The 12,596-nt window shown below is 63.7% G+C and carries 8 protein-coding genes; 5 read left to right on the plus strand and 3 right to left on the minus strand.

Features of this window, described 5'->3' with window-relative positions; genetic code table 11:
- Positions 1-25: 25 nt before the first annotated feature.
- On the plus strand, positions 26-2,014 hold the full coding sequence (locus tag V5734_RS06030) for an acyltransferase family protein (protein WP_347312601.1): 1,989 nt from the start codon (positions 26-28) through the stop codon (positions 2,012-2,014).
- Positions 2,015-2,023: 9 nt separating this feature from the next.
- Here the strand turns inward: V5734_RS06030 and V5734_RS06035 are convergent, their stop codons facing one another.
- Both V5734_RS06035 and V5734_RS06040 read right to left on the minus strand, forming a co-directional pair.
- The gene (locus V5734_RS06035; RefSeq protein ID WP_347312602.1) at positions 2,024-2,479 is read right to left on the minus strand and encodes a universal stress protein; all 456 of its coding nucleotides are present in this window, start codon (positions 2,477-2,479) and stop codon (positions 2,024-2,026) included.
- A 75-nt stretch (positions 2,480-2,554) separates the two neighbouring features.
- Positions 2,555-3,418: a branched-chain amino acid aminotransferase gene (locus tag V5734_RS06040; RefSeq protein ID WP_347312603.1), complete on the minus strand. Its 864-nt coding sequence runs from the start codon at positions 3,416-3,418 to the stop codon at positions 2,555-2,557.
- A gap of 266 nt (positions 3,419-3,684) precedes the next feature.
- Here V5734_RS06040 and V5734_RS06045 point away from each other — a divergent pair, with 266 nt between their 5' ends.
- The 3 genes from V5734_RS06045 to V5734_RS06055 all read left to right on the plus strand — a co-directional run bounded on the left by V5734_RS06045 (position 3,685) and on the right by V5734_RS06055 (position 7,241).
- Positions 3,685-4,527, plus strand: a complete 843-nt coding sequence (locus V5734_RS06045) for an NAD-dependent epimerase/dehydratase family protein (RefSeq protein WP_347312604.1) — start codon at positions 3,685-3,687, stop codon at positions 4,525-4,527.
- A complete protein-coding gene (locus V5734_RS06050; protein WP_347312605.1) occupies positions 4,524-5,135 on the plus strand; it encodes a sugar transferase in 612 nt (203 codons plus the stop codon). Before V5734_RS06045 ends, V5734_RS06050 begins: the two co-directional genes overlap by 4 nt.
- 186 nt (positions 5,136-5,321) lie before the next feature.
- Positions 5,322-7,241 (plus strand): polysaccharide biosynthesis protein, encoded by a 1,920-nt coding sequence (locus tag V5734_RS06055; protein ID WP_347312606.1) that lies wholly within the window; start codon positions 5,322-5,324, stop codon positions 7,239-7,241.
- 239 nt (positions 7,242-7,480) lie between these two features.
- On the opposite strand, the gene V5734_RS06060 is transcribed toward V5734_RS06055, so the two are convergent.
- The gene (locus tag V5734_RS06060; RefSeq protein ID WP_347312607.1) at positions 7,481-10,804 is read right to left on the minus strand and encodes a S8 family serine peptidase; all 3,324 of its coding nucleotides are present in this window, start codon (positions 10,802-10,804) and stop codon (positions 7,481-7,483) included.
- Positions 10,805-11,076: 272 nt separating this feature from the next.
- Between V5734_RS06060 and V5734_RS06065 the strand changes: the two genes are divergently transcribed.
- On the plus strand, positions 11,077-12,573 hold the full coding sequence (locus tag V5734_RS06065; RefSeq protein WP_347312608.1) for a M10 family metallopeptidase C-terminal domain-containing protein: 1,497 nt from the start codon (positions 11,077-11,079) through the stop codon (positions 12,571-12,573).
- The last annotated feature ends 23 nt before the right edge of the window (positions 12,574-12,596 follow it).

A 12,596-nucleotide genomic window follows, 5' to 3' on the forward strand; every position in this document is an offset into this window, starting at 1 on the left:
AGAGTTGGATTGATTTGTTCAGGGTATGGGGCGGGACTATCGGAAGGATATCGACGGATTGCGCGCGGTCGCGGTCCTGCCGGTCGTGCTCTATCACGCCGGCCTTGGCTTTGCCGGCGGATATGTCGGCGTCGACGTGTTCTTCGTCATCTCAGGTTATCTGATTGTCGGCCTGATCCACCAAGAGATGGTGGAGGAGCGGTTCTCGTTTCTCGATTTCTACGGTCGACGGATCCGGCGCCTTTACCCGGCGCTGTTTGTCGTGCTGGCGGCGGTCACGGCTTGGGCGATCTGGAAGATGCTGTGGGTGGACCTGATCGACTATGGTCGGAGCCTTCTGTCGGCCGTCGCCTATGTCTCCAACATCTACTTCTACGCGCAAACTGGGTATTTCACCGAAGACGCGACGATCAAGCCACTCCTGCACACATGGTCGCTGGCGGTGGAGGAGCAATTCTATCTGGTCGCCCCCATTCTCCTGTTGCCGCTGGTCAGGTTTCTGTCGGCGCGGGGGCGGTTGGCGGTTCTGTCGGTCCTTGTCGTTCTGTCCTTCGCGGCGTGCGCCGTCGCAACGGGAAAGGACCGGAACCTGACCTTCTACCTCGCGCCGTTCCGGGCGTGGGAACTGGGGCTCGGCGGGCTTCTGGCGCTGGCGCAGGCCGAAGGCATGCGGGCGCGGCGATGGGTCGCCGAGGGCTGCGGGATCGCGGGGCTGGTGCTGATCGGCTATGCGGTTCTGACATTTCAGCGGTATCTGCCTTTTCCCGGCTGGCGCGCGGCGGTGCCCTGTCTCGGCGCCGCGCTGGTCATTCTTGCAGGGACGGTGCCCGGAACGCTGACCGGGCGGCTCCTCTCCCTCGGGCCGATGACCTTCGTGGGCAAGATCTCCTACCCGCTTTACCTCTGGCATTGGCCGGTGATCGTGGCCGTGGTCTATGGCCGGCCCGATCCGCTCTCTGCCGGCGAGGCCTGGGGTATTGTCGGCGCAAGTCTCGTCCTGGCCACGCTGACATGGCGCTATGTCGAAAGGCCGGTGCGGACGGGGCGGGTACTGGCGGCGCGTCTGTCCCTGTTTGGCGCGGCGGCCCTGGCCAGCGTCGCTGCCGCATGCGTCGCCGGGGTGATCCTGGGCGCGAACGGGTTTCCCGGCCGACACGCGCCCGAGCTTGTGCGCATGGTGTCGGAGCGCGGACTTCTCGACGCGGAGCGCTGGTTACATGACCGGCGGCTTTGTCACTTTTCCGACCTCGCGGTCCTCGGCGAGGATCGCCCCTGCATCCGCGGGGCCGAGGGCGTCGCGCCAAGCTTTGCCTTCGTGGGCGACAGCCATGCCGACGCGGCAAGCCCCGCGGTATTCGCCGCCGCCGCGCAGGCCGGCCGGTCGGGCTGGTCGATCACCATGCCCGGCTTCATCTTCACGCCGGGCCGCTGGCATGCAGGATCCGGGGGCGATGCCGATGTTCAGGCGGTGCTCGGTTTCATCGACCGCCACCCGGAAATTCGCACCGTCGTCGTGTCGGCCTGGTGGGTGAGGGCGCGGATCGGCGACAGCTACCGGAATGAGCCGGCGCTCTACATCGACGCGGACTATGACGGATCGGGTCCGGCCTACAATCCGGGCTCGTTCGACCGGTCGCTCGAACGGCTGGTGGCGGCCTTGCCCGGCCGCGAGATCGTGCTTCTCGACGATGTGCCGGCCAGCCCGGTTCTGGACGTGAAGACCTGGGTGCGGCGCTACGCGGTGACCGGTGTGGAACCGCCACCCGGAATTGCGCGGCCGGAGGCGGATTCCCAACGCGCGGCCTATGAGCCGAGCCTGAAGGCGCTGGCCACGCGGCACCGGAATGTTCGCTATGTGCCGGTGTTCGAAGGACTTTGCGGGCCCGAATTCTGCCCGCTTTTCAATGCCGACGGCCAGCCGGTCTTTCGCGATGGCGATCATCTGAGCCAGGTCGGGGCGCTCGGCCTCGTCAATGCGATGGCGGCGGTGTTCGAGGCGCCGCCGGGCGGATGAGATCCGCTCTCAGGTGATCGCTTCCAGCCGTTCCTTCGACATCTCGCCCGGTACGATGGTGATCGGAATGGGCAGGCTGCCAGAGCTTTTCGACATCTGGGTGACGAGGGGGCCAGGGCCGGATTTGTCCACCCCCGCCCCGAGGACGAGCACGCCGATTTCGGTATCCTCGCGGATGAGGGCAAGAATCTCCGTTACCGGCTCGCCCTCGCGGATCACCAGCTCCGGCTCGATTCCCTGGCGGTCGCGCATCCACTTGGCGAAGACCCCGAAATGCGCCTCGATCCGCTCGCGGGCCTCCTGGCGCATGATATCGGCGACGCCGATCCAGTGCTGGAATTCCTCGGGCGGGATGACCGAAAGGATCGTCACGCCCGCGCCGGTATGGGCGGCGCGCAAGGCGGCGAACCGCATCGCGTTCAGGCATTCGCGGCTGTCGTCGAGCACGACCAGAAACTTGCGCATCAAACTCTCCCGTCTGGCGGCGTGATCATGGCGGCTTGCCGCGCGGCTGGCAATCCCGCCCGGCGCCGTGTGGTGTCAGGCCGCCGAATGCGCCCAGTCCCAGTAAAGTTCCCGCACCCGCTTCGTCATCGGGCCGTGTTGATAGTGCGTTCCGTCGAATTCGGTGACAGGGGTCACCTTCGACATGTTGCCGGAGAGGAAGACCTCGTCCGCCGCCCGGAAGTCGTCGAAGCTCAGCACCGTCTCGTGCACCCGCACGCCGTCGGCGGCGAGGTTGGCGATATGCCGCGCGCGGGTGATGCCGGAAAGGAAGGTGCCGTTGCCGATCGGCGTGAAGACCTCGCCATCCTTGACCATGAAGACGTTGGCCGTTGCCGTCTCGGCCACGTTGCCGACCGCGTCGGCGACGAGCGCGTTGCCGTAGCCCTTGGACCTTGCCTCGGCCAGCATCCGGGCATTGTTGGGATAAAGGCAGCCCGCCTTGGCATTCGTCACCGCGTCTTCCAGAACCGGCCGGCGGAACCGCGTCGTGGTGAGCGTGGTGGCGGCCGTTTCCGGCGCCATCGGAATCTCCTCAAGGCAGATCGCAAAACCGGTGGAGCCGGGTTTCGGCACCACGCCGAGATCGCCGCCGTCGAGCGCCCAGTACATCGGCCGGATATAGACGGCGGATCCCTTGGCATATCTCGCCAGCCCCTCGCGGACCATGGCGACCATCTCGCCCGTTCCGACCGTCGGCGTGATCATCAGCGCCTCGGCCGAGCGGTTGATCCTGGCGCAGTGCTTGTCGAGGTCGGGCGTGATGCCTTCGAAGAACCGCGCCCCGTCGAACACCGTGGTGCCGAGCCAGGAGCCATGATCGGCTGCCCGCATCACCGCCACGTCGCCATCGTGCCAGCCACCGTCGAACCAGGTGCGGATGTTCTTGCCCGTTGTCATGTCGTCTCCCTTCGATCTGCCGCACGCTCGGGCGGCATGATCCGGAATTTTCCGGGGAAGACAACCCGCCCGGACAGCGTGCCGCAGGTCTGCAGGGCCGCGGGATCGGCCAGAACCCGCAGTGGGCCGGCGGGGACAGATGCCATATCCGCCGTTTCATGACGGTTGGAGCAATGATATGGCATCGGAACCTGCCGGGTAATGTGCCCGCTGCCACGACGAAGCGACGAGGTCAGTCGACATTGGGGGATTCCGGGATCGGACGAGTGCTGGTGGTCGGTGGCAGCGGCAGGCTGGGCACCCTGCTTCGCCGGGCATGGGCCTTGGCGGGGCAGGGTGGATTGCTTTGGCAACACAGGGGGGGCGGTGACGGACCCTGTTTCGATGCGCTGACCGATCCAGCCGCCTATATCGACGCGGCGCACGGGGCCGATGCGATCCTCAATCTCGCCGGCGGGGTTGGCGGCGGATCGGCGTCGCTGGCCGAACACCGCGACCTCGCGCTCGCCGCGCTCGAGGCGGGGCGGGCAGCTGGCGTCGCACGGGTATTCCTCGCGTCGAGCGCGTCGGTCTATGGCCGGGCGCGCGTCCCGGCGCGGGAAACCGATCCCGTCGCGCCGGTTTCCGACTACGGGCGGGCCAAGGCCGTGATGGAGGAAGCAGCCCTTGCCTGGGCGGCTGCCAATCCCGGCGGACCTGCCGCCACGTGCCTCAGGATCGGCAATGTCGCCGGCGCGGATCAGCTTCTCGGGACGGCGCCGGGGACGGAGCCGCAGCCGCTCGACCTTTTCGCGGATGGCACCGGTCCGGCCCGAAGCTATGTCGGTCCGCTTGCATTGGCCGACATCTTTTCGGGACTTTTCGCAGCCCAGCGGGCCGGGCGCGCCTTGCCGGACGTGCTCAACATCGCGCTTGACGGCGCGGTGCGGATGGACGCGCTTCTCGACGCGGACGGCCGCAAATGGGTCGCGCGCGCGGCGCCGGACGGACTGCTGCGCGAAGTCCGGCTCGACGTGACGCGTCTCGGGGCCATCCTCGGCCCGCTGGCCAGGGCCGAGGCGGCAGCGATCGTCGCGGATCTCCGCTCCGTCTCGGGGGTGGGCGCATGACCTTCGGCAAGCGGTTGTTCGACATAGTCCTCGCGCTTCTCCTCCTGTTCCCCCTCGGCATGGCCATGAACGTTGTCGCCGCCGTGCTGCTGATTACCCAGGGACGGCCAATCTTTTACGGATCGGAGCGGATGCGCGGCCCCGCCCAGGCGTTCACGCTGTGGAAGTTCCGCACGATGCGGCCGTCCGCGACAGACAGCGGCGTCTCAGGTGGCGACAAGGCAAACCGCGTCACACCGGCCGGCGCCATGCTGCGCGCCAGTCGGCTTGATGAACTGCCGCAGCTTTTCAACATCCTGAAGGGCGACATGAGCTTCGTCGGCCCCCGCCCGCCGCTTCGCCAATATGTCGAGGCCTTCCCCGATCTTTACGCCGCCGTCCTGAAATCCCGGCCGGGTGTGACTGGCCTCGCCTCGCTGATCTATCACCGGCACGAGGAATGGCTTCTTTCCCGATGCGCCAGCGCGGAAGAGACGGACCGTGTCTATTCGCGTCGCTGCATCCCGGTCAAAGCCCGTCTCGACCTCATCTATCAGAGCCGCCGCACCCTTTGTCTCGACCTCTGGATTCTCGCCCGGACGGTGGGGCGTGTTGCCAAACGACCCTAATCGCGCGAAAACAGGAGCCTTTCCGCCGAAAAGGCTGAGAAATGCGCGCAATCGGCGGTATATTGTTGAAGGCGTCGGCAATACACCTATTACTGCGGCGTTGAGGGGCAACCGTCTGCAAGCAAGTTGGCAATGGGGCTTGGCGCCCCAGGCGCGTTCACGCGGGAAGAACGAGGCGAATAGAATATGGTCAAACTCGTCCTGTCGATGACCCGGGCACAGAAGCGGATGGTGCTTCTGCTCCTCGATGTCGGCTTCGTGCCCGTCGCGTTCGCCATTGCCTCGGTCATCCAGTATTCGACGATCCTGCCTTATCGGGTGTTCGAGACGAACTGGCCACTGATGCCGCTTTTGATGGCCGTCGCGCTCGGTCTGTCGATCATCCTCGGCACGGCCGATATCCGGCTCAAGCACTACGATGTCGAGGCGGCGCAGCGCACCGCGCTCTTCGCGTCTATTCTCGCGGTGGCCTGCGCGGCGCTGTCGAAGCTCGGCCAGACCAATCTGCCGGCGGGGTTCCATGTCGTCTTCGGTCTGGTGTTCTTCGCGCTGGCGGCCGGGGCCCGGATCGGTCTTCTCCATATCCTCCTGACGATCTACCGTCAAAGCACGGAAATCTCCCGCGTCCTTATATACGGCGCCGGGCGCACGGGCATGGCGCTTGCCGCCGCGCTGCGCAACCGGGCCGACATCATTCCCGTCGCCTTCATCGATGACAACGCGACGCTGCGGGGGCTGGTCGTCGCCGGTTTGCCGGTCTTTTCCGGCGCCCACATGAACCGCGTCCTCGGCCAGTATCGCATCGACCGGGTGATCCTCGCCATGCCGTCGCTGTCGGTGCACAAGCAGAGCCTGCTGTCGAGCCGGATGGTCAAGCTTGGCCTCAACGTGCAGACGCTGCCGGCCTTCGCCCAGCTTATCGGCGAGGAGGAACTGGTCGACAAGCTGATGCCGGTGCGGCCGGGCGCGCTCCTGAGCCGCAAGGGTCTTCATGACGAGATCTCGGCCGGATGCGACGCCTATCGGGGCGCGAACGTGATGATCACCGGCGCCGGCGGGTCGATCGGGCTTGAACTTTGCCGCCAGGTCATTGCCGGGGGACCGGCCAGGGTCGTGCTCTTCGAGCTGAGCGAGGTCGCCCTTTACAGCGCCGAAATGGAAATGCGGATCCTGACCAGCGACCTGCCGATCGAGGTCGTGCCGGTCCTCGGCTCGGTCGCCGATGGCGCACTGGTGGAACGGGTGCTGCGCGATCACGAGATCAGCGCGGTCTTTCACGCCGCCGCCTACAAGCATGTGCCGATCGTGGAGTCGAATGCCCGCTCCGGGATTGCGAACAATGCACTTGGAACCGCGATCCTGGCCCAGAAGGTGCGGGCCTGCGGGGTCGGGCGGTTCGTCCTCGTCTCCTCCGACAAGGCGGTGCGTCCGGCCAGCGTGATGGGGGCCTCGAAGCGGTTGGCCGAACTGGTGGTTCAGGGGCAGGCCGCGCAGCCCGGCAACACGATCTTCTCGATCGTGCGGTTCGGCAATGTCCTCGGCTCCTCCGGCTCGGTGATCCCGCTGTTTCAGGAGCAGATCGCGGCCGGTGGCCCGGTAACGCTGACCGACGAGGCGGTGACGCGCTACTTCATGACAATCCAGGAGGCCGCGCGGCTTGTGCTGATTGCCGGAAGTCTCGCCTCGGGGGGCGAGGTCTTCGTGCTCGACATGGGTGAGCCGGTGGCAATCCGCGACCTCGCGCGGAGGGTGATCGAATCCTCCGGATACACCGTCCGCGACAAGGCCAATCCCGACGGCGATATCGAGATCGTTACGACGGGCCTGCGGCCGGGCGAGAAGCTCCACGAGGAACTGATGGTCAGCAAGGGCGCGAAGATGACCGCGCATCCCAAGATCATCTCGGTGCGTGAGGCGCATCTGTCGGAACTCGAACTGGCGGCGGCGCTTCGCGACCTGCGTGATGCGGTTGACGCGGATGACGACGAATTGTTGATATCCGTGCTCAAGCGGTGGGTGCCAGGATATGATCCTGCTTCACGTCGAGTGATCGCTGTGCGGCCAGATCGCAAGGACGGGAACCTGACGGTCATCGCCGGCGAATAGGCGGCTCCATACGGGTGTCGACACTTCGCTCCTGAAACACGCCGGGAACTCCTTGTCCGGCAAAGCGCCTGGATCGTCATGAGGCGCGCCAAACTTGCTGCGACATGTCGATATCGCCATTGCCGGATCGTGGATGGGGCCGGCGGACCGGCGCCGCTATGACGATTCCGGCGGACCGGCGCCGCTATGACGATTCCGGCTGTGTCTTTTTCTGAACCGTCCTTGGCGATCCGCGAGGCTCAGACGATACTGATATCGTCGTTGAGAAGGCCGAGCGATGCGATGCCGGTGAGGGTGACGATATCGCCGCTGCCGAAGTTGAACACGGTATTGCCGCCGGCGACGGAGCCGTAGGTCGCGATCACCTGGTCGACACTCAACCCGCCGCCCCAGAGCGCGTCGTCGAGCACCAGCGTGTCGACATTGTCGGTGAAGTCGGTGATCAGGTCCTGACCATAACCCGCGAGGAACACGAAGCTGTCTGCCCCGACACCACCCGTCAGGACGTCGCTGTCAGCCCCGCCGTTCAACCAGTCATCACCGCCGCCACCGTCGATCGTGTCGTTTCCACCCATGCCAAATACAATGTCGCGCGCGTTTCCGTCGTTCTGTGCCGTGTCGGTATACTGGTCGTCGCCGCCACCGAGATGAACGGTGTCGCGACCGTCACCGCCGTTGACAATATCGTTGCCGTTCCCGCCGTAGATCGTATCGTAGCCGGTCCCACCGTTTATCGTATCGTTTCCGTCGCCGCCGGCGATCCAATCGGCACCGGAATCGCCGTTGAAGATGTCGTCGCCGCCACCTCCGTTGATCTTATCATTTCCGTCGCCGCCATTGACGGTGTCGCTTCCTTGGACGGTATTCTGGATCGTGTCGAAAAAGACATCATTGCCGCTTCCCAGCCAGATTTCATCACGCCCGTCCCCTCCGTAGACCACATCGTTTCCACCCCCCGCGTAGATGGTGTCAAAGTGCAGGCCGCCATAGATCGTGTCGTTGCCATATCCGCCTGCGATCCAATCGTTTCCGTTGCCGCCGTCGAAGATGTCATCGCCGCCGCCGCCATGAATCGTATCGTCACCGTTGCCGCCAATGACAGTATCCCGCCCATGAATGTCGCTTTGGCTGTTGTCGATGTAGATATCGTCGCCGTCGCCAAGGTAGACGAGGTCACGGCCGTCACCCCCGTCGACGACGTCATTTCCGTCGCCGCCGTAGATTGTGTCATACTGCTTGCCACCATAGATCGTGTCGGCGCCAAGCCCGCCTGATATCAGATCCTCGCCGTCCTCGCCGTTGAAAAGATCGTCTCCGCCGCCGCCGCTGCCGTTGATCGTATCGCGACCGCCGCCGCCAAATACCGTGTCGCCACCATGTTGATCGTTCTGGGGGCTGTCGTTGAAGACGTCATTCCCGCTGCCGAGATACACGGTGTCTCGGCCGTTGTCACCAAAGACGGAATCATCTCCAGCACCCGCGTAAATGGTGTCATAACGGGCTCCGCCGTAGATTGTGTCATTCCCGCCCCCCCCGGCAATCCAGTCGCTTCCGTCTCTTCCGAAGATGATGTCATCTCCGCCTTCGCCTCTCAGATTATTGGCGAGGCCGGAACCATAGAGGGTGTCGTTGCCCAACCCGGACCCGGTGACGTGCTCGAAGCCGTCGATGACATCGTCGGAAGCCCAGGAACCTGACACGGCGTTCGTGGCGAGGTCTACACTTACGCCGCCTGGCGCATTGAAATAGTCGATGCGGTCGAAGCCGCGGCCGCCCGAAAATCTGCCCACGGCATTGCCAACAGTAAGCTCATCATCGCCGAGGCCAAGACGTATTTGCTTTACGCCGGCGCCCGAATGGACGATGTCGTCGCCGCTTCCGGTCGCGAGCTTTCTGAAGTCCGAGGAGGCGTTCAGTTTGGCCCAATACTGACCGTTCACGGTGATCGTGCGGTTCGGCGCCAGGACCGCAGAGATATTGCCCGTCACGCCCGCGAAGTTCAGCCAGTCCGACGCATTCGTCGAAATGATGTCCCTGCGCGACGCGTCCTGCGCGGCATACATCAGGAAGTCGTCGGTGAAGGTATGGACGTCGTAGCCGGTCGGTGTGGCGCCGTAGATGTCGACTTTGAAAGAAGTGATCACCCCGGCATCATAAGCTGCGTTGTCGTCCACTCTCAGTTGCCACGTGCCGATGCTCGACAGGCCGCGTGCCCCTTCCACGCCGAAGGTCCAGGTGAAGCCAAGACTCATATCCGCCATCGCCGACCCGTCTGCCATCAAAAAGTACTCGCTGCCATCGGGCGCGATCAGCGTCAGCTCCAGGTCAGGCGAATAGGAATGGGTCAGTCCGACCGTGACCATGACCGTTTCGACGTCGATGTTCTGCCCAACCGTGACCTGCGCGAAGGCCGAGCTATTGTTGTTAATTGCCACCGAGCCATTGAAACTCGCCGAGGTCGAAGCCTCGTTTGCCGATGTCTGCGGCGAACCGTGCATCACGGTCCACACCTCGGCCATCCCGACGGCAGCGAGCGCATCCACCATGCCGAAGCCGTAGTCCGGATTGTAGCCAATCCCGCCCCCGTTCCACGCCCCGGAATTCGCGACCTCCCACGGGAACAACTCGAACGCCGCCGACGGCCCTGCATTCAATGCCGATCCGGTGTGGCTGGCCGACAGGGCAAGGATGTTATGCACGTCCCGCCAGCCAAGGTTCGGATTTGCTTCGAGCATCAGCGCGACGACGCCGGACACAAGTGGCGCGGAGGCCGACGTCCCGCCGAACACAGACGTGTAGCTGGTGTTGGTCAATGGATCGCCGTCGAGTGTCCCTGTGGAGTTGAAACCAGCGTTGCCGGTAAGGTCGGTCGTGTAGGCCGCATCGGGAGCTACCACGAGAATGCTTGCGCCGCGGTTTGAATAGTCGGTGATATCGCCGTATCGGTCGGTCGCGCCAACCGCGATCGTAAAGCGGCTTGCATGCATCCCGTCGCCGTTCACGTTCAGGAATTCGTTGCCTGCGGACTGGACGATGATCGTCCCAAGCCCGCCCCGGCCGTTCGCGGAAATGTTCGAGAATACGGAGTTGACATCGTTGATCCAACTGCCGGCCTGCGCGAGCGACTGGTAGGGATCGTAGTAGGGCTCGTAACCCCAACTGCAGTTCATGACGTCGAATTTGGCGGCGTTGTTCAAGGCGGCAAGAACGACATTGTCGGGTTGAAGCTGGACTTCATCGAGGAAGTTCAGCGATGCGACAGTGGCGTTCCAGGCCACCCCAACGCCTCCCTGGCCATTGAACGCCTCGGCGGCAATAAGGCCGGCGACCGATGTTCCGTGACCGTAGGTGGAGGTCGGGGCAGATGTGTAGGTAGTGCCAAGGTAGGTGAAGGCACCCGCAGGGGAGTAGTTGTCGTTCAGATCGGGATGCGACCCCTCGACACCATCGTCATAGATAACGACATCCACGTTCCGCCCCGTATAGTAGTCCCAGACGGTTTCGAGCCCCCCGATCTGCGCGAGATGCCATTGATTGCCGTAGAGAGGGTCGGTTGGTCGCATGAAGATGATTTCCGGAATGTCGTGTCGATTCAGTTGCGTGACCGGACCTTATCTTCGGGTTGTGGCCAAATTGTGCATGGAAACGAGAAAGTGCGCCCTGCGTTTTCAGGCCCTGTTCGAAGGAATGGCTTTCGCGCTCCTACCCGTTTCCCGATAGCGACCCGAACGTTCGGCTGGCGCACTCGTCGGTCCGTTCCCGGCGGTGATACACGGAAATTTAGGTGATAGGCGGCAAGGTCGAGCCCGAATCGGCCACCGGGACGAACAGGACAATGGCAGCTTTCATCTTGCGTGCGGTACATTTGGGCGGCGCATTTACGCATAGCAGCGGCCTCACCGACCTGACGGTCGCAAATGTGCAAGGTCAACTTCGCCTTTACACCGCGTCCGGTGCAGATGGCGGACTGTCCGTGTTCGACCTCCGGCCGGGGCGCGCGGCGATGATCATGTCGGAAGTCGGGGGGAGTTCGGCAACCGGGACGCTGGGGGTCGCGGATGTCGAGATTGCCACGATCGGCGGGCAGGCGGTTCTCGCGGCCGCCGGGCGGTACGACGACGAATTTGCGTATCGCCGCCTCGACACGACCGGCGACTTTCTTGGCGTGGCCGCCATCCCGTCGATTCCGATCTCGACTGCGGCGCTCACCGAACTGGAGATCGTTACCGTCGGCACCCGCAACTACCTGATCGCCGGGCGAGACAATGGCGGCGGCCTGAACGTCTTCGATATGACAGCGGATCTGGGTCTGACCCATCTCGCCACGCTCGCCGACAGCGTATCGACGACCCTTGCGAACGTCTCCGATCTCGTCGCCTTCGATACAGGTCAAACCCGTCTGGTATTCGCAGCGTCAGGTATTGAACACGGGGTTACCAGTGCCGCCATCGACAGTTCTGGCAATCTCGGCGTGATCGACACCGTTCGCGGCATGAAGGGGCTTGGCATCTATCAACCGACACAGCTGGCAGTTGCAGAGGTCGGCGGATCAGACTTTCTGCTCGTCGGTGCAGCCGGCAGCAACAATCTCAGTGTTTTCGAGATCAGCCCCGACGGGCATCTCAGCCTGCGCGACATGGTCTGGGATTCGCTCGACACGCGATTTCGCAATGTGACGGCATTGGATGTGTTCGAATTGAACGACCGTTCCTTCGTTCTCGCCGGAGGCAACGATGGTGGGATGAGCCTGTTTGAATTGGGGCCGAACGGCAAGCTGTATATCCTGACTAGCGTCACCGATACCGTCGCCACGACCCTTGCCTCGGTGTCCGCGATCGAGGCGGTGAATGTCGGCGGTGAGATTCAGGTGTTTGTGGCAAGCGGAAACGAGGTCGGCATGACCCAGTTCAGCCTCGACCTCGGAGCGATCGGCAACTTGGTGACGCCAAGCGGGCCGGTTGGCGATGCCGTCGGAGGCCCGGGCGACGATTTTCTTGTCGGAACGGATGCGCGCAATTCTCTTTTCGGCTTCGCCGGCAACGACCGGTTGGTGGATGGTGGCGATGTCGACATGCTCTATGGAGGGGCAGGGGCCGATACGTTCGTTTTCATGCAGGACGGGATGTATGACCGGGTCATGGATTATCAGCCAGGCATCGACACAATCGACCTGTCCGACTTCGACATGGTTTATTCGATCGCAGATCTCGGAATCCACTCCGCGGACTACGGCGCAAAGATCATGGTCGCTGGCGAAGCGATCCTGCTCGTCACCCAGAACGGTCAACCGCTGTCCGCGGCGGATTTCAGTACGGACGGCTTCATTTTCTGAACGTCTCGGAAGCGCTGCACGTG

It is taken from the genome of Defluviimonas sp. SAOS-178_SWC, assembly GCF_039830135.1.
Lineage (GTDB): Bacteria > Pseudomonadota > Alphaproteobacteria > Rhodobacterales > Rhodobacteraceae > Albidovulum.

Coding starts and splice junctions, on each gene's coding strand:
- V5734_RS06030 (WP_347312601.1), top strand. CDS start 26: ATGGGGCGGGACTATCGGAAGGATATCGACGGATTGCGCGCGGTCGCG.
- V5734_RS06035 (WP_347312602.1), bottom strand. CDS start 2,479: ATGCGCAAGTTTCTGGTCGTGCTCGACGACAGCCGCGAATGCCTGAAC.
- V5734_RS06040 (WP_347312603.1), bottom strand. CDS start 3,418: ATGACAACGGGCAAGAACATCCGCACCTGGTTCGACGGTGGCTGGCAC.
- V5734_RS06050 (WP_347312605.1), top strand. CDS start 4,524: ATGACCTTCGGCAAGCGGTTGTTCGACATAGTCCTCGCGCTTCTCCTC.
- V5734_RS06055 (WP_347312606.1), top strand. CDS start 5,322: ATGGTCAAACTCGTCCTGTCGATGACCCGGGCACAGAAGCGGATGGTG.
- V5734_RS06060 (WP_347312607.1), bottom strand. CDS start 10,804: ATGCGACCAACCGACCCTCTCTACGGCAATCAATGGCATCTCGCGCAG.
- V5734_RS06065 (WP_347312608.1), top strand. CDS start 11,077: ATGGCAGCTTTCATCTTGCGTGCGGTACATTTGGGCGGCGCATTTACG.